20 protein-coding genes and 1 riboswitch are annotated in these 18,061 nt (G+C 37.8%); of the genes, 18 read left to right on the top strand and 2 right to left on the bottom strand.

The window, feature by feature from the left end:
* Positions 1–46 precede the first annotated feature (46 nt).
* Positions 47–430 carry a glycine cleavage system protein GcvH gene (gcvH, locus tag O1A01_RS21235; RefSeq protein ID WP_066420639.1) on the top strand — a complete coding sequence of 128 codons (384 nt, stop codon included), beginning with the start codon at positions 47–49 and terminating at the stop codon, positions 428–430.
* Between the two features lie 81 nt (positions 431–511).
* Complete coding sequence (locus tag O1A01_RS21230) at positions 512–757, top strand: YusG family protein (RefSeq protein ID WP_270064913.1); 246 nt, start codon at positions 512–514, stop codon at positions 755–757.
* Positions 758–1,459: 702 nt separating this feature from the next.
* Here the strand turns inward: O1A01_RS21230 and O1A01_RS21225 are convergent.
* Positions 1,460–1,768: a hypothetical protein gene (locus tag O1A01_RS21225; RefSeq protein WP_270064912.1), complete on the bottom strand. Its 309-nt coding sequence runs from the start codon at positions 1,766–1,768 to the stop codon at positions 1,460–1,462.
* Positions 1,769–2,069: 301 nt separating this feature from the next.
* On the opposite strand from O1A01_RS21225, the gene O1A01_RS21220 reads away from it, so the two are divergent.
* From O1A01_RS21220 to O1A01_RS21195, 6 genes are all read left to right on the top strand, one after another.
* A complete protein-coding gene (locus tag O1A01_RS21220) occupies positions 2,070–2,420 on the top strand; it encodes a toprim domain-containing protein (protein ID WP_066419547.1) in 351 nt (116 codons plus the stop codon).
* An 18-nt stretch (positions 2,421–2,438) separates the two neighbouring features.
* On the top strand, positions 2,439–2,762 hold the full coding sequence (locus O1A01_RS21215; protein ID WP_066419548.1) for a thioredoxin family protein: 324 nt from the start codon (positions 2,439–2,441) through the stop codon (positions 2,760–2,762).
* 206 nt (positions 2,763–2,968) lie between these two features.
* Entirely contained in the window at positions 2,969–4,240 is a 1,272-nt protein-coding gene (locus O1A01_RS21210; RefSeq protein WP_066419550.1) for an MFS transporter, read from the top strand.
* 132 nt (positions 4,241–4,372) lie between these two features.
* The gene (locus O1A01_RS21205) at positions 4,373–4,720 is read left to right on the top strand and encodes a hypothetical protein (RefSeq protein ID WP_066419551.1); all 348 of its coding nucleotides are present in this window, start codon (positions 4,373–4,375) and stop codon (positions 4,718–4,720) included.
* A gap of 119 nt (positions 4,721–4,839) precedes the next feature.
* Positions 4,840–4,948, top strand: a riboswitch (SAM riboswitch).
* A 146-nt stretch (positions 4,949–5,094) separates the two neighbouring features.
* The gene (locus O1A01_RS21200) at positions 5,095–6,120 is read left to right on the top strand and encodes a methionine ABC transporter ATP-binding protein (protein ID WP_270064911.1); all 1,026 of its coding nucleotides are present in this window, start codon (positions 5,095–5,097) and stop codon (positions 6,118–6,120) included.
* A complete protein-coding gene (locus O1A01_RS21195) occupies positions 6,113–6,772 on the top strand; it encodes a methionine ABC transporter permease (protein ID WP_270064910.1) in 660 nt (219 codons plus the stop codon). Before O1A01_RS21200 ends, O1A01_RS21195 begins: the two co-directional genes overlap by 8 nt.
* Before the next feature lie 242 nt (positions 6,773–7,014).
* Here the strand turns inward: O1A01_RS21195 and O1A01_RS21190 are convergent, their stop codons facing one another.
* Positions 7,015–8,448 carry a DDE-type integrase/transposase/recombinase gene (locus O1A01_RS21190; RefSeq protein ID WP_270064909.1) on the bottom strand — a complete coding sequence of 478 codons (1,434 nt, stop codon included), beginning with the start codon at positions 8,446–8,448 and terminating at the stop codon, positions 7,015–7,017.
* Between the two features lie 163 nt (positions 8,449–8,611).
* Between O1A01_RS21190 and O1A01_RS21185 the strand changes: the two genes are divergently transcribed.
* The 10 genes from O1A01_RS21185 (at position 8,612) to O1A01_RS21140 (ending at position 18,061) form a co-directional block, all read left to right on the top strand.
* Positions 8,612–9,460: a MetQ/NlpA family ABC transporter substrate-binding protein gene (locus tag O1A01_RS21185; protein WP_066419558.1), complete on the top strand. Its 849-nt coding sequence runs from the start codon at positions 8,612–8,614 to the stop codon at positions 9,458–9,460.
* A 123-nt stretch (positions 9,461–9,583) separates the two neighbouring features.
* Positions 9,584–9,943: a carboxymuconolactone decarboxylase family protein gene (locus O1A01_RS21180; protein ID WP_066419559.1), complete on the top strand. Its 360-nt coding sequence runs from the start codon at positions 9,584–9,586 to the stop codon at positions 9,941–9,943.
* Positions 9,944–10,211: 268 nt separating this feature from the next.
* The gene (locus tag O1A01_RS21175; RefSeq protein ID WP_157076692.1) at positions 10,212–10,364 is read left to right on the top strand and encodes a YuzK family famiily protein; all 153 of its coding nucleotides are present in this window, start codon (positions 10,212–10,214) and stop codon (positions 10,362–10,364) included.
* A 346-nt stretch (positions 10,365–10,710) separates the two neighbouring features.
* The gene (sufC, locus tag O1A01_RS21170) at positions 10,711–11,493 is read left to right on the top strand and encodes a Fe-S cluster assembly ATPase SufC (protein WP_066419560.1); all 783 of its coding nucleotides are present in this window, start codon (positions 10,711–10,713) and stop codon (positions 11,491–11,493) included.
* 15 nt (positions 11,494–11,508) lie between these two features.
* The gene (gene sufD / locus O1A01_RS21165) at positions 11,509–12,813 is read left to right on the top strand and encodes a Fe-S cluster assembly protein SufD (protein WP_066419561.1); all 1,305 of its coding nucleotides are present in this window, start codon (positions 11,509–11,511) and stop codon (positions 12,811–12,813) included.
* Positions 12,813–14,033, top strand: coding sequence for a cysteine desulfurase (locus O1A01_RS21160; protein ID WP_066419563.1), 1,221 nt, complete (start codon positions 12,813–12,815; stop codon positions 14,031–14,033). The genes sufD and O1A01_RS21160 overlap by 1 nt, the downstream gene beginning before the upstream one ends.
* Entirely contained in the window at positions 14,023–14,460 is a 438-nt protein-coding gene (gene sufU / locus O1A01_RS21155; protein ID WP_066419565.1) for a Fe-S cluster assembly sulfur transfer protein SufU, read from the top strand. Before O1A01_RS21160 ends, sufU begins: the two co-directional genes overlap by 11 nt.
* A gap of 73 nt (positions 14,461–14,533) precedes the next feature.
* Positions 14,534–15,931: a Fe-S cluster assembly protein SufB gene (gene sufB / locus O1A01_RS21150; protein ID WP_066419570.1), complete on the top strand. Its 1,398-nt coding sequence runs from the start codon at positions 14,534–14,536 to the stop codon at positions 15,929–15,931.
* A gap of 445 nt (positions 15,932–16,376) precedes the next feature.
* Positions 16,377–17,231: a DUF72 domain-containing protein gene (locus O1A01_RS21145; RefSeq protein WP_270064908.1), complete on the top strand. Its 855-nt coding sequence runs from the start codon at positions 16,377–16,379 to the stop codon at positions 17,229–17,231.
* Positions 17,232–17,242: 11 nt separating this feature from the next.
* Entirely contained in the window at positions 17,243–18,061 is an 819-nt protein-coding gene (locus O1A01_RS21140) for a sulfite exporter TauE/SafE family protein (protein WP_270064907.1), read from the top strand.

Genomic DNA, 18,061 nt, shown 5'->3' with positions numbered 1-18,061 from the left:
GGGAAGCTTTACATAAATTTATACTATCTTTAAGGAGGATTTTTTTATGAACACACCAAAAGAATTACGTTATTCTAAAGAGCATGAGTGGGTAAAAGAAGAAGGAGGTAAAGTGCGTATCGGTATTACGGACTTTGCACAATCTGAGCTTGGAGATATCGTATTCGTTGAGCTTCCAGAAGTAGGAGATGAAGTAACGGTTGACGATTCATTCGGAAGTGTAGAATCAGTTAAAACTGTTTCTGAGCTTTATTCACCTGTTAGTGGAAAAGTAGTAGAAGTAAATGAAGATTTAAACGATAACCCAGAATTCGTAAATGAGTCTCCTTACGAAAAAGCATGGATGATTGTTGTAGAACTTTCTGATAGCAGTGAAGTAGATAATTTAATGACTGCAGAGCAATACGAAGAGTTAGTAAAAGAAGACTAATAACGTTATTTCATTTTGGACACTCTAACTGATATAAAGCAGAATTCAACCTGCTTATAAGCAAATAAAAGGGTGGAGAAAATGACACTTCAACAACAACGTTTAGATATAACTGACCGTGTTACAGGAAAACTGTGTGATACCGGCTTTCAATTGTATTTAGAAAATGATCCAATTGGACAAGTCACATTCACACCAAACGGTAACGAATTCGAGCTTAAATCTGGCTTCGAACAAAACGGTACGAAAATATACCAACAAGTTCAAGTCCCGACAGAGCCTGATATGAAATACGTCGACTGTGACGACGAAAACGGTTGGTGCTAAGAAAAACGGAGTAGATAATCTGCTCCGTTTTTTCTGTGTTCCATTAAGAAATGGATAAAACGTGGAGACCGTGGAACGGAGCGGCCTCACACTCACGCCAACAGCAGTCACTATTCGGCCAACCGGGCTCACATTCACGCCAACCGCAATCACTATTCGGCCAAGCGGCCATACATTCACGCCACCAACAGTCACTATTCGGCCAACCGGAGCCACATTCACGCCACCAGCAGTCACTATTCGGCCAACCGGGCTCACATTCACGCCAACCGCAATCACTATTCGGCCAAGCGGCCACACATTCACGCCACCAACAGCCACTATTCGGCCAACTGGCCTCGCATTCACGCCACCTGAAGTCACTATTCGGCCAACTGACCTCGCATTCACGCCAATTGCAGCCACTATTCGGCCAACTGACCTCGCATTCACGCCAATTGCAGCCACTATTCGGCCAACTGGCCTCACATTCACGCCACCAGCAGCCACTATTCGGCCAACCGGGCTCACATTCACGCCAACCGCAATCACTATTCGGCCAAGCGGCCACACATTCACGCCACCAGCAGCCACTATTCGGCCAACCGGGCTCACATTCACGCCAACCGCAATCACTATTCGGCCAAGCGGCCACACATTCACGCCACCAGCAGTCACTATTCGGCCAACCGGAGCCACATTCACGCCACCAGCAGTCACTATTCAGCCAACCGGGCTCACATTCACGCCACCAACAGCCACTATTCGGCCAACTGCCTCGCATTCACGCCAATTGCAGCCACTATTCGGCAACTGCCTCGCTTTCACGCCAATTGCAGCCACTATTCGGCCAACTGGCCACACATTCACGCCACCAGCAGCCACTATTCGGCCAACCGGGCTCACATTCACGCCAACCGCAATCACTATTTGGCCAAGCGGCCACACATTCACGCCACCAACAGCCACTATTCGGCCAACCGGCCTCACTTTCACACCAGCTGCGAACCTTTTTCGACCAACCCAGCTCATACTAAGAAGATATTAGGACTTACTCTTACTTAAACCCAAATATTAACTCCACTCACAACATTCACCTTATACTCGAAAATAATAAAACCCCATTTTAACAAAAAGAAGGGGAACAATAACGCTAAAGCGAATATGTTTATGTAAGGGGAATATTGTCAAGCGACGACAAGGAAAATCATTCAATCTGTTCTTAAGATAACTCTCTCTCCAGCAAAATCAATAATTAAAATACACACCGTCGCTTAACAAGATAGACTGCATATTTTGTCAGCCTAACTATTAAAAGATAAAGGTGATAAGTATGGAAATCTTCGATGGGGAAAAAGTGATCATAGTAGAAGGTAAAACAGATAAAAAGAGAGTAGAACAAGTACTAAAAGAACGAGTAAATATCATATGTACAAATGGCACAATCAGCCTTGCTAAGTTAGATGATCTTGTGGAAGAGCTTTTTGATAAAGAAGTCTATATATTAGTCGATAGTGATCTTGCCGGAGAAAAATTAAGAAAGTTGTTTAAAAAAGAATTTCCTGAAGCGGAACATTTATATATTGATCGTGCATATCGAGAAGTAGCAACAGCACCATATCATCATGTTGCATCTGTGTTACTTAGTGCTAATATAGATGTAAATACACAATATTTGCAATGAAAAAGGATGAACTACAAAATGAACGAGTGGACGAGAGAGAAACTTTTAGAGGAAATAGAAGGGGAGGAAACGTTATCGGTCGTATACTTTTATACACCGATGTGTGGCACATGCGGACTAGCTAGTAAAATGTTAAACATCACGAAAGAATTGTTTCCAAACTTAGTTTTCGGCCAAATAGATGTTAATTATGCAAGAGAGCTTGCATTAAAATGGGAAATTGAAAGTGTACCGTGTGTAATTGTGTTTTATAAAGGAAAACTATTAGAGAAGAAATACGCCTTACAATCAGTGGAACATTTATATCATTGGTTTAATGAACTTCAAAGTAAGATAAATTGAAACACCTTCTAAAAGGTGTTTTTCTTTTTGGCCTACTATAAGGGCGGTGTTTAACTGCACTTATAATTAGGAAAAGTGCCTTATTGCCCCTAATCAACCCACTCACATTTTTTTATAATTTTATTTATTAAATCTTCTTTACTTTTCAGAAAAAACACACTACTATTACTTAGGGAAGCGAAATATTTTTTCTCATGGAGGGTATAATGAAAGGTCTCTACAATAAAGCGTTACAACCGTTCGTTCATTATAATAAAAACATTCGTCTCTTTTTTATAGCTAACATTTTCATCCAAATTGGACTAGGCATTTTTATGGTGATGTATAACTTTTACATAAGAGAATTAGGTTTCGCTGAGCAGGTAAATGGTAGTATGATTGCGATGTCTTCGTTAGCTGCTGCAATAATTTTAATTCCGGCTGGGTTATTAAGTGATAAATTCGGTCGTAAGAAAATGATGGTAACGGGCGTAATTTTAACTTCCTCTTTTATGTTATTGAGAAGTACATTTGAAGCGGAAGGTTTATTGTTACTAACCGCCTTTTTATTTGGTTTAACACTTGCCTTTTTACAAGTTTCTGCAGTCCCATGGTTAGCAGAAAACTCTAGTCAAGCAGAAAGAGTGCGACTATTTAGTTTGCATTTTGCCGTTATGACAGGTTCAAACGTAATAGGAAATTTATTAGGTGGCACATTAACGGACGTCTTTCTGCATCTCTTCCAGTTATCTCCCGTTTGGAGTGTTAGAGGAACATTGATTATCGGAACAGTCTTTTGTTTATTGGGACTGTTACCAATTGTAAAAATGATGGAAAAGAAGCGAGAAATAAAAAAAGAAAAAACATCTTTATTACAAAGTTTTCGTTTAAATAAAACTCAGTTAAAATTAATTGGCTTTTTTGCATTTGCACAACTGCTAATCGGCTTTGGATCTGGATTAGTAATCCCGTATTTAAACCTTTATTTTGCCGACAGATTTGAAACAAGTAACACTTCTATTGGATTTATTCTCTCATTAGGTCAAGCGGTTACAGCTGTTGCCATGATTATTGGACCAGCCCTCGTAAAAAGAGTTGGGGAAGTTAAAGCAATTGTTTTATTACAATTATTGTCGATTCCTTTTATGCTTCTTACTGCTTTTACGTATAGTTTTTGGTTCGCGGCGTTAGGATTTTTATTTCGCCAAGCTCTAATGAATGCAGCAAATCCGATCATAACATCATTAATGATGGAAAAGGTTGCCGACTCGATGAAAGGGTTGGCAAATTCCATTAACCAAATGGTGTTTAACATAGGTTGGGCGAGTATGGGACCTGTTTCGATGGGGATTGTCTTTTATTTAGGTAGTTATTGGGGATATGCAGTTGTATTTTGTATTACAGCTTGCCTTTATATATGTAGCTCTATCTTCTTTTATATCGTATTTACTCGAAATAGCAAAAAAGTGGTACATCAACAGGTAGCAAATATTTCGTAAATAAGACATATTTCTTGGGAAATAGAACATCACTTTCGGAAATTGACGATATTTGTTTTGAAAAAAGGAAAGGATATTCTCCATTTTTATCGTAATTGTATAACAATACGGAAATCACGGAGGATAATGTCAATGCAAATGGACGAAATGATACAAGATTTTGTTGAACGAGTTAATGAGAAATCATTTATTACACCAATTCTGCCTACCTATCCAATTATATGTACGATAAAAACCTTTAATCAAGTGGACGTGAAATTGCAGTTTGCAAAAGAAGGTATTTCTATCGTGGAAGCAAATGTCAATGGAGATGTACTGATAGCAGGAGAAGAAGAAAATATAACAGATTTGTTGAAGGGTGTAATACCTTTGAGTGATCCTAACATCAAATTTAAAGGAACATATCGGCACTTTTTATTACTGGAATCTATTTTTGTAATGGCAAAACATAAATCTACAAATATAAACATCGTTTCATAATTCTTTGTAAAAAATATATTGACAGCTATTTTGTACCGTGATACGATTACATTCGTAATTCCGATACTTAAACGTTTTAAAGTGTTAGCTACTTAACGTAAAAATAAATATGTCTAAAACTCTTATCAAGAGTGGTGGAGGGAATGTGCCCGTTGAAGCCCGGCAACCGTCAACTTAGTTGAAATGGTGCCAATTCACACAAAGCGTAGTTGCTTTGAGAGATGAGAGAAAGGATTTTTTAATGAGCCTTTCTGTCATGTCGCAGAAAGGCTCTTTTATTTTTTAAAAAGGTTGACACTAATCTTTACTAGAATAGCAAATAAACGTTTGTTTAAGAATAAATAAAATAGGTGAAGCGAAAGAAGGTGGACATCATGATAAGTTTGCAAAATGTAAAGAAAATCTTTCAAGCTAAAAGCGGGGTAGTAACGGCTGTGGACGATGTGAATTTAACGATTCACAAAGGAGAAATTTATGGAATTATTGGTTACAGCGGAGCCGGGAAAAGTACATTAATTCGTATGTTGAACGGATTGGAAAAGCCTTCTTCTGGTGAGGTTTCAGTTGCTGGTCGTAATATTTCTAAAATTAAAGGTCGTGAACTACGTAAAGCCCGCCAAGAAATTAGTATGATTTTTCAGCACTTTAATCTGCTATGGTCACGAACGGTTCGTGAAAATATTTCTTTCCCATTAGAGATTGCTGGAGTAAATAAAAAAGAGCGTATGAAACGTGTGGATGAACTAATCGAGCTTGTCGGATTAACAGGTAGAGAAAATGCTTATCCATCCCAATTAAGTGGTGGGCAGAAACAACGTGTCGGTATAGCGAGAGCGTTAGCGAACAACCCAAAAGTGTTGTTATGTGATGAAGCAACTTCCGCGTTAGATCCACAAACGACAGATTCTATATTAGAGCTACTCGTTGATATAAATAAAAGACTTGGCTTAACCATTGTATTAATTACGCATGAAATGCACGTTATCCGTAAAATTTGTCATCGTGTATCTGTGATGGAAAATGGATCTGTTGTAGAGGAAGGTAACGTATTAGATGTCTTCCGTAAGCCGAAGCAGCTCATTACGCAAAAATTTGTTAAGCAAGTTTCAGAGCCAGAAGAAGCGAAAGACTCGATTGAACATTTGCTAGAAACGTACGAGAGTGGAAAAATAGTACAACTAACATTCGTAGGAGATTCAGCAGAACAACCGATTATTACTCACTTAATTAAAAGGTTCGATGTTGACGTCAATATTCTGCAGGGGAAGGTATCTTATACGCAGGACGGTCCGTATGGTACATTGTTCATTCACGTCGATGGAGCGGAAGCACAAATAGATTCAGCACTTCAATACATCCGAGAGCAACAAGTGGAACTGGAGGTGATGACGAATGTTTGATCGTGTGAATTGGGATAGAGTTTGGGAAGCAACGCAAGAAACGGTGTATATGACAACCATTTCTGTTGCGATTACATTCGTCTTAGGTATTATTTTAGGGTTATTACTCTTTCTCACCTCTAAAGGAAACTTACTGCAAAATAAATTTTTTAATAGCATTATTGCAGCCATTGTAAATATTTTCAGGTCTATTCCGTTTATTATATTAATTGTTCTATTAATACCGGTAACAAGAGCTATGTTAGGTTCTATTATCGGCGCAAACGCAGCCCTACCCGCATTAGTAGTAGGTGCAGCACCTTTTTATGCCAGAATGGTTGAAATTGGTTTGCGTGAAATTGATAAAGGTGTTATTGAGGCTGCCAAATCAATGGGTGCAAGAACGACAACAATTATTTGGAAAGTGCTTATTCCAGAATCTATGCCGGCAATCGTATCTGGTATTACAGTTACAGCTATAGCGATTGTTAGTTATACAGCGATGGCGGGCTTTGTAGGAGCTGGTGGACTTGGAAATCTAGCTTTCTTAGATGGCTTCCAACGTAATAACTGGCAAGTTACATTTATTAGTACTGTCGTTATTTTAATTATCGTATTTATCATCCAATTTATTGGGGATTTATTAACAAATAAATTAGACAAAAGATGGTAGTGTCAAAAGTTCTATGAAAAACTAGCACGGTTCATACTACCTACCATTTATTAGGTGGAATTGCTCGCTATCGCTCTTGACAAACACACCAATGGTTTATTCGGAGGTCAATCAAGGGCGAAGGGAACAAAAGAAGGCATGCTAAATAAACCCTTGACTCTTTCCATTTTAAACCATTGGTAAGTTCGGTTTGTCAAGAGTTCGCTTCGCCGATAGCTGAATAGGGCTCAGCTAAACAAAAGTTAGGCTGACTGTTGTTGAATCCAGTCCTGGGCTAATCCAATAAGGGCTGTCCATCTCGCTGGCATGGTTGGTAGCTTTTCTAATTCTGGAATTGTTACTGGCACTTTACCTTCAAGTGAAGAATGTGGGCGCAAGAAGTTAAAGTAAGCCACAAACAATGTCACAAAAGAAACAGAACCTTGTTCAGAACCAAAGCCGTGTGTCGATCGATAATTTCCTTTAAACGTGCGATTTAGTCTCTCGATGATTTGCTTGAGAGGTCGATACTCTCTGGAGACATCATCTTCATTTGTTAGCCCGATGACCTGTTTTACGTCAAACGATATGTGGTTTTCTGCGAAGAAATGCTGTGCCAACAAGTAAATAGGGTTACCATCTACTACAAATTGTAGGTTTTCGGGTATTTCTTTCAGCTTCACTAGTACTTCATCAATCGCTCGTATTGCTGTTGCGGTGTCGCGATTTGGTGACACTGGATACGAAAGAATGACTTTCTTGACCGCATCAAAAAAGAAAAACAGATAATGCCAACGACCGTTGACCCGGATGTACGTTTCATCCCCACAGAATTGATCCGACAGCTCATACGGAAAGTAGTCAATATAAGGCTTGAGCCATAATGCGACGCTGTTTTCGTAGTTTAGGATACTTTGATGGGAGACAGACACGCCGTGAATATCCTTCATGATCGCTGCCGTTTTACGGGCCGATAATCCGTAATTGACATGGTACGTCAAGATGAGCCCAAGTGTATGCGGTGAAACATACAATCTTGATAAATCGACTTTTGGCTGCTTTGGTGATTGTTTGGATAACGGTTGATAGTCGATGTGGAACTTCCGGTAAATGTAGCGAACTTTCAGCGATTGTGGATCTTCTTTAAACTGTTTTTTCTCTTTTTTAGTCATGGCATTCAAGTTCTTTTGATAATAAGAACAACGATCATTTTTACACTTAAACACGTGAAAATCTTTTCGTTCTTTAATTTTTTCTAGCGTTTTAAGACAGTGAGGACACTTAAGGATGGCCTCTTTCTGATAACGACTCTTTTTATTGAAAACACACGCACACACCTTACATTGATATTGTCCTTTTCCTCCGTTGTTTGCGTACAGATACGCAGAAGGAGCACCACACTTCGGACAACATAATGTAGACGGTACAGGTGTAGAATTCGATCGACGCTGTACTGGTTTTAACGGTTTCCCTTTGGAATGAAGGTGTTCCGCTAATAAAAGTTGATAATTGAGCATTTTAGGTTTTTCAATGATAGGTAAATCATCAATTTGAAGCTTTCGATAAGGCTGATTAACAGGAGCTTCTTTTGGTTTATCGAACATGCTTTTTCCAATCAATAGAGTGAGCAAAGTTCGAATAATTTGTTCTTGATAGTTTATAAAAGTTAATAAATAGGTTATAATTTGAGGGTACAAATTGTCACTTCCTTTTCTGGAATTGGGTGTGTGGTAACCTCAATTATCTACAGAAATCAGGGGGTGGCAATTTTTTTGCTTATAAAGCCCTCTAATATAGGATTTAATAACCTATTTCTATATAAAGTTTTGACAATACGCAAAAGATAGGAGAGAGGCAAAAATGAAAAAAGTATTAGCAATCACACTAGCATCATTATTTCTTTTCGTATTAGCAGCTTGTGGTACAGGTACAGACTCTGATAACGGGGCAGGTACAGGTTCAGAAGAAGAAACAAAAAAATTAGTTGTAGGAGCATCTAACGTTCCTCATGCTGAAATATTAGAAGAGGCAAAACCGTTATTAGCGGAAAAAGGAATTGAACTAGAAATTAACGTGTTCCAAGATTATGTATTACCGAACCAAACATTACGTGATGGTGATCTTGACGCTAACTATTTCCAACATATTCCATACTTAGAAGCACAAATCGAAGAAAATGGTTATGACTTTGTCAATGTTGGTGGCGTTCATATTGAACCAATCGGAATATACTCTTCAAAATACAATAGTTTAGAAGAACTTCCAGACGGAGCAGAAATTTTATTAAGTAGCTCTCTTCCTGACCATGGTCGTATTTTATCTCTATTAGCTGAAAAAGGGTTAATTACCCTTAAAGAAGGTGTAGAATTTACGAATGCTCAACTTGAAGATATTGAAGACAATCCTAAAAACTTAAAATTCAATTACAACTTTGAAGCGGCTTTCTTACCAACTGCCTATTTAAACGGTGATGGAGATGCGGTATTAATTAATAGTAACTATGCTTTAGGTGCAGATATTAACCCAGCTGAAGAGGCAATCGCACTAGAGTCTCCAGAGAACAACCCTTATGTAAACGTCATTGCAGCTCGTGCTGAAGATGAGAACGATGAGCGTATTACAGCGTTAATTGAAGTATTAACATCAGAACATATTCAAAACTTCATTACAGAGAAATACGAAGGTTCTGTTATCCCTGCAAATAAATAATTTACCGAAAAAGCTACGATTAAAACCGTAGCTTTTTCTATTGAACCATTAAATTATGCGCGCATAGATAATTTTTCATTAAGCATACTAACATTGAAATTATGATGGAGTGTGATAACGCGCATGGAAAAAGAACAAAATTTTGCAGAAACAGTACTACAAGAGTATAAACACGGAATTGGTGTATTTTCTGAAAAAATGCCAGAAATAGCACGTCATTATAACCAATTTACAGAAGTATGTTTTAAGGATGGAAAATTAGATCAAAAACAAAAGCAGTTAATTGCATTAGGGATAAGCATTTATTCTCAAGATGAATATTGTATCGTATATCATACAAAAGGCTGTCTAGATCATGGCTGTTCAGAAGAAGAGATTTTAGAAGCTTGTGGAGTAACGGCGGCTTTCGGTGGAGGAGCAGCAATGAGCCAGGCGGTAACGCTTGTCCAAGAATGCATCACTGACTTCTCCGAGTCACAGTAACATTAAATAGCCTTTCTCCTTTTTGGTAATAGCACTATTCTAAAGGAAATAGGAAGAATACTGCGATAGAACAGTAGGCAACAATGAGAAATGGCCTCAGAGTTCCTACAGCGCTCCTATAAAGATATATGCGGGTTGGGAAAAACATCCTCTCTTGTTATCATTAATACTGTGTTAAACATTCTCAACTAAGAGAAATAAAAAACACTTTTAAATAGGAAAGGATTGGTTTATTATCCAACACGTACAAATGAAGTACACTGGAGAAATGGAAAAAGCGATGTATCAAGCACACGGCATCGGATATGAGGAATATAGTCAAAAATTGAGTAAAAGAATAGAAGTTGAGCGTAATCGAGAAAAAGAATACGAGCAAAGCTTGAAAATAGTTTCTGAAATAGAAAGACGATGCCATACTTAAATACAATAAATTATAATACTGTTAATAAAGCTGTATCGTTTCTCCCTTTAATGAGAATCGATCAGCTTTTTTTACTTTTGAAACCGATTTCGATTATACTGATATAGTAGTTATTACCATTTTTGTTGAAAAAATTAAAAATAAATATTAACGTTTTTTTCATAGGTGAAAAGTGAAAACTATAATGATATTCATTATATTCTCCTATTCGATAAACGGAAATTACTTTAAGTTTTAAAAGGTTGCTAACACTTTTAATTTGTTATAAGATTGTAATGAGAATAAAGTGAGAATTAACATAATATGTGTTTTCACATAGAACACGAGATCATTGGAGGTAAGAAATATGGGTTCAACATTAACTATTAAAGATTTACATGTATCTATTGAAGATAAAGAAATCTTAAAAGGTGTAAATCTTGAAGTAAAAGGTGGAGAAATCCACGCAATCATGGGACCAAACGGTACTGGTAAATCTACACTTTCGTCTGCTATTATGGGACACCCTAAATATGAAGTGACTAGTGGTAGCGTTTCTTTTGATGGTGAAGACGTGTTAGAAATGGAAGTAGACGAGCGTGCGAAAGCAGGTCTTTTCCTTGCAATGCAATATCCAAGTGAAATTTCTGGTGTAACAAACGCTGACTTCTTACGTTCTGCAATTAATGCACGTCGTGAAGAAGGCGATGAAATTTCTTTAATGAAGTTTATCCGTAAAATGGACAAAAATATGGAATATTTAGAAATGGATCCAGCAATGGCACAACGTTACTTAAATGAAGGTTTCTCTGGTGGAGAGAAGAAACGTAACGAAATCCTTCAATTAATGATGATCGAGCCTAAAATTGCAATCCTTGATGAAATTGACTCTGGTTTAGATATTGACGCATTAAAAGTAGTATCTAAAGGTATTAACGAAATGCGTAGCGATGATTTCGGTTGCTTAATCATCACTCACTATCAACGTTTATTAAACTACATTACACCTGACTACGTTCACGTAATGATGCAAGGTCGTATTGTTAAATCTGGTGGGCCTGAGCTTGCTCAACGTTTAGAAGCAGAAGGTTATGACTGGATTAAAGCTGAACTAGGAATTGAAGACGAAACAGTAGGGCAAGAAGCGTAAGCAAGGGGGATAATCATGACGTTAGAAACGAAATTACCGTTCGATCAAGAGTACCTCAGCAATTATTCTAAGCAGTTAGGAGAACCTCAGTGGCTGTTAGATCTTCGCTTACAAGCTCTTGCGAAGGTAGAAGACCTACCTTTACCAAAGCCAGATAAAACGAAGATTACGAACTGGAACTTTACACAGTTTAGTAAACATACAGTTGCAAACAATTCTCTTACTTCTTTAGATGTATTACCAGAGGGCATAAAAACTTTATTAGATGTTGAGAATGCTGGAAATGTATATGTACAAGTAGACAACACAGCTCTATATACTTCCCTAAGTGAAGAGTTAACTTCTAAAGGTGTTATTTTCACTGATATTTTCACAGCAGCTAAAAATCATAGCGAGTTAGTTGAAAAATACTTCATGAAAGATGGAGTAAAAGTTGATGAGCATAAATTAGCTGCATTACACGCTGCATTATTAAATGGTGGAGCATTCCTATACGTACCAAAAAACGTAACAGTGGAAGAGCCATTCCAAGCAATCTACGTACATGATCAAGCAGAAGCGATGTTTAACCACGTATTAATCGTAGCAGATGACAACAGTGCCGTTACTTACGTAGAAAACTATATTTCTACAAATGATGGAGAAGGATCTATCTTCAATATCGTTACAGAAGTAATTGCAGGATCTAATGCTACTGTCCAATACGGTGCAGTTGATACACTAGGTAAAGGTGTTACAACATATGTTAACCGCCGTGGAGTTGCTGGTCGCGATGCAAGAATTGAATGGGCACTAGGATTAATGAACGACGGAGATACTATTTCTGAAAACATTACTCATTTAATCGGTGACGGTTCTGTTGGAGATACAAAAACGGTTGTAGTTGGCCGTGGAGAGCAAAAACAAAACTTCACTACTAGTGTTATCCACCATGGAAAACATACAGATGGACAAATTTTAAAACACGGTGTTATGAAAGATAGCGCAAGCTCTGTATTTAACGGAATCGGTAAAATTGAGCACGGTGCTACTAAATCAAACGCTGAGCAAGAATCTCGAGTACTCATGTTAAGTGAAAAAGCTCGTGGAGATGCGAACCCAATTCTTTTAATTGATGAAGATGATGTAACGGCTGGACACGCAGCATCTGCAGGTCGTGTAGATCCAATGCAACTATACTACTTAATGAGCCGTGGTATCTCTAAAAGTGAAGCAGAGCGTCTAGTAATTCATGGATTCTTAGCTCCTGTAGTAAAAGAGTTACCAATTGAAAAGGTGAAAGACCTATTAGTTCAAGTAATAGAAAGGAAAGTTAAGTAATGAATATCCAAGATATTCGTGAACAATTTCCGATACTTCATCAAGAGGTTAACGGTCATCCACTAGTTTATCTTGACAGTGCTGCTACTTCACAAAAACCTTTAAAAGTTATTGAAGCGTTAGATCAATATTATCGTGAATATAACTCAAATGTTCATCGTGGAGTGCATACACTAGGTACAAGAGCGACAGATGGTTATGAAGGAGCTCGTGATAAAGTTAAAAACTTCATTAATGCGAAAGCTAGGGAAGAAATTATCTTTACACGAGGAACTACTACAGCACTAAACTTAGTTGCTTCCAGTTATGCACGTACAAACGTTAAAGAAGGCGATGAAATTGTTATTACGTATATGGAACACCATAGTAATATCATTCCATGGCAACAGGTTGCAAAAGCAACTGGAGCAACATTAAAATACATTCCACTTCAAGAAGATGGAACTATTTCTTTAAAGGATGCGGAAGACACTATTACAGAAAACACGAAAATTGTTTCTATTATGCAAGTTTCTAACGTCTTAGGTACGATGAACCCTATTAAAGAAATAGCTAGTATTGCTCACCGTAAAGGAGCGATTATGGTAGTAGATGGAGCTCAAAGTGCTCCACACATGAAAGTGGACGTTCAAGACTTAGATTGTGATTTCTTTGCATTCTCAGGTCATAAAATGGGTGGTCCGACTGGAATTGGAGCTCTTTACGGTAAAAAAGCTTTACTAGAAAATATGGAGCCAATTGAATTCGGTGGAGAAATGATTGATTTCGTTGGTCTTCAAGAGTCGACTTGGAAGGAGCTTCCTTGGAAATTTGAAGGCGGTACACCAATTATTGCTGGTGCAATAGGACTAGGGGCAGCTATCGATTTTCTACAGGAAGTTGGCTTAGACAATATACTGGAGCATGAGCATAAACTTGCTAAATATGCGATGGAAAAAATGTCTACAGTGGAAGGCTTAACTATTTTTGGTCCAAAGGAAAGAGCTGGACTAGTAACGTTCAATATAGATGATGTACACCCACATGATGTTGCTACTGTGTTAGATGCAGAAGGTATTGCTGTTCGTGCTGGTCACCACTGTGCACAGCCTTTAATGAAATGGTTAAATGTCTCTGCGACTGCACGTGCTAGTTTTTACCTGTATAACACAGAAGAAGAAATTGATAAGCTAGTAGCAGCATTAGTGAAGACAAAGGAGTACTTTAGCAATGTCTTTTAATAATTTAGACACACTGTACCGACAAGTGATTATGGATCACTATAAAAACCCACGTAATAAAGGTGCGATTGAGGAAGATAGTATCACTGTAGATATGAACAATCCTACTTGTGGTGATCGCATTCACCTAACAATGAAAATAGAAGATGGAAAAGTAGTAAACGCAAAATTCGATGGAGAGGGTTGTTCTATTTCCATGGCTTCTGCATCAATGATGACACAAGCTGTGAAAGGACTCGAAGTCGAAAAAGCGATTAAGCTTTCACATATTTTCTATGATATGATGTTAGGGAAGGATTACGACGAAGATGAACTTGACTTAGGCGACATCGAAGCACTGCAAGGTGTGGCAAAATTTCCAGCGCGTATTAAATGCGCAACATTAGCATGGAAGGCAATGGAAAAAGGTTGTCAAGCTGAAGAATAGAATGTCTGAACAGGGAGCAGGTTTTACTTCATCGTAAAAACTGCTCACCTCTTAGAATGGAGGGAACGAAACGATGGCAAAAAAAATGCCTGAAATCGGTGATTATAAATATGGTTTTAAAGATAAAGACGTATCCATTTTCCGTTCTGGCCGTGGTTTAACGAAAGAAATCGTTGAAGAAATCTCTCGTATGAAAAATGAGCCGCAATGGATGTTGGATTTCCGCTTAAAGTCGCTAGAGCATTTCTATAACATGCCAATGCCACAATGGGGCGGAGACTTAAACAGCTTAAACTTTGACGAAATTACGTACTACGTAAAACCTTCGGAGAAGTCTGAACGTTCTTGGGATGAAGTACCTGAAGAAATCAAACAAACGTTTGACAAATTAGGTATTCCAGAAGCGGAACAAAAATATCTTGCTGGTGTATCTGCACAGTATGAATCTGAAGTAGTTTACCACAACATGCAAGAAGACTTAGAAGATCTAGGTGTTGTTTTTAAAGACACAGATACAGCATTAAAAGAAAATGAAGATATTTTCCGTGAGCATTGGGCAAAAGTTATCCCGCCAACAGATAACAAGTTTTCTGCTTTAAACTCTGCTGTATGGTCTGGTGGATCATTCATCTACGTACCAAAGGGAGTAAAAGTAGATACTCCATTACAAGCGTATTTCCGTATTAACTCTGAAAACATGGGTCAATTCGAGCGTACGTTAATCATTGTAGACGAAGGTGCACACGTTCATTACGTTGAAGGATGTACAGCTCCTGTTTACACAACGAACTCACTTCATAGTGCAGTAGTAGAAATTATCATTAAAAAAGACGCTTACTGCCGTTACACGACTATTCAAAACTGGGCGAACAACGTTTACAACCTTGTTACAAAACGTGCAGTTTGTGAAGAAAATGCAACGATGGAATGGATTGATGGTAACATCGGTTCAAAGCTAACAATGAAATATCCAGCAGTTATCCTTAAAGGAGAAGGCGCTCGTGGAATGACACTTTCTATCGCACTAGCTGGTAAAGGTCAGCACCAAGATGCAGGTGCGAAGATGATTCACTTAGCACCAAATACTTCTTCTACGATTGTTTCTAAATCTATCTCTAAACAAGGTGGAAAAGTAACTTATCGTGGTATCGTTCACTTCGGTAAACGTGCAGCTGGTTCTCGTTCTAACATTGAGTGTGATACGCTAATTATGGATAATCAGTCTACTTCTGATACAATTCCATACAATGAAGTATTCACAGATAACATCTCTTTAGAGCACGAAGCAAAAGTTTCGAAAGTATCAGAAGAGCAGCTATTCTACCTAATGAGCCGTGGCTTATCAGAAGAAGAAGCAACAGAAATGATCGTAATGGGCTTTATCGAGCCATTCACGAAAGAACTTCCAATGGAATATGCAGTAGAGATGAACCGTCTTATCAAGTTCGAGATGGAAGGCTCTATCGGTTAATATAAAGAAAACTCGCCAACTTACATGGCGAGTTTTTTCGTTATGGAGATGTGGTTGATAATTTTTAATGGTGCGAGGTGATAAATAAACCAAAGTCGTTGATAAATAAAAGGAGTGGAGTGATAAATAAATCGCTGTCGTTGATAAATAAAAGGAGTGGAGTGATAAATAAATCGCTGCCGTTGATAAATAAAAGAGGCGAGGTGATAAATAAACCGAGGTCATTGTTAAATAAAAGAGGCGAGGTGATAAATAAACCGATATCATTGATAAATAAAAGCTCAGGGGTGATAAATAAACCAGCTTCGTTGATAAATAAAATGCCCCAGGTAATCAGCAAACTGCGCGAAAGCTATTTTCCAATCACACTAAGCAAATAAAAATGCATTATTAAAACTGATTTTCATCACATTGTGTTAAAATAATACAAAATGAGGTGAAGCGGATGATATATATAGGTGTGACTGGTTGGGGAGACCATGATAGTCTTTATGCGTCGGGTGTTTCCTCACGGGATAAATTAAAAGAATATGCGGCTCATTTTCCTATCGTTGAAATTGATTCTTACTTTTACGCAATCCAACCGAAAAGGAATGTGGAAAAATGGGTACAAGAAACTCCGGAAACCTTTACATTCATTCCAAAAGCTTATCAAGGAATGACAGGGCATCAGCGTGGTGAAATCCCATTTGAAACGAAGGAAGAAATGTTTAAAGCGTATATGGAATCATTACAGCCATTGCAGGAAGCAAATAAATTAAGTATGGTGTTATTTCAATTTCCACCTTGGTTTGATTGTCGTAAAGAAAACGTCGATTCTTTAAGATGGTGTCGAGCACAAATGGGGGACATTCCAGTTGCGTTAGAATTCCGTCATCAATCATGGTTTAAAGGTGAAATGAAAGAAAAAACGTTACAGTTTATGCGTTCGGAAAAGTGGATACATAGTGTTTGTGATGAACCGCAAGCAGGAGAAAAGTCGGTCCCCACTATCGTAAATGCAACGGATAACACAAAGACGCTCGTTCGCTTTCATGGAAGAAATGTACATGCTTGGACTATGCCGGTAAAAGGACAAGAATGGCGCGATATTAGGTACCTATACAAATATAATAATCAAGAACTCCAAGATTGGATCCCTCATATAAGAGAACTAGAAAAACAATCAAAAGATATTTATATATTATTTAATAATAATTCAGGTGGCGATGCAGCGAACAATGCCAAAATGTTTATCGAGATGTTAGGTGTAGAATACACAGGCTTAGCACCGAAGCAGCTTGATTTATTTAACGATTAGGAGAAAAAGACATGATATTCCTATTATTGATTGTAGGTTTTATAGCCGGAGTAGTTGGCAGTTTAGTTGGACTTGGTGGAGGAATTATTATCGTACCAAGCTTATTATTTTTAGGAAGTATTTCTACTACATTTCATAGCATAACACCACAGCTAGCAGTCGGAACTTCTTTAGTAGTCATCTTTTTTACCGGGCTTTCATCTACTATATCGTATTTGAAATATAAAACAGTAGACTATAAAAGCGGACTCTTATTATTTCTTGGGAGTGGGCCAGGTACCGTCATTGGTGCATGGGTGAATAACTATTTACAAGCAGATAGTTTTCTTTTCTATTACGGCTTGTTTATTCTTTTTATTTCATTTATTTTATTTTGGAAAGACAAAATGAAACGACCAGCTACTTTAAAAGAAAAAAGTTGGAAAAGATCTTATGAGGATCAAAATGGGTCAATGCATCATTATAGTTTTTCACCAGTAGTAGGACTTCTTATTTCGTTCTTTGTTGGATTTACTTCAGGCTTGTTTGGCGTAGGTGGTGGAGCTTTAATGGTACCTGCGATGATTATGCTCTTTATGTTTCCACCACATGTAGCGGTTGCTACTTCTATGTTCATTATAACTTTATCATCGATTATGGGGTCTTTTACTCATATTTCATTAGGCAATGTTCACTGGTTATTTGCAGCCTTATTAATTCCTGGTGCATGGATTGGTGCAAAAATAGGAGCGTGGTTAAACCAACGTTTAACGAGTAAAATGGTCATAGTAGGACTAAGAATTATGTTATTAATAGTTGGAGTTCGTTTATTAATAGAGGGTTTATTTTAA

The organism is Sutcliffiella sp. NC1 (assembly GCF_027594365.1).
GTDB lineage: Bacteria > Bacillota > Bacilli > Bacillales > Bacillaceae_I > Sutcliffiella > Sutcliffiella cohnii.
The sequence above is the reverse complement of the archived record's forward strand: the minus strand, read 5'-3'. Positions and strand labels throughout refer to the sequence as shown.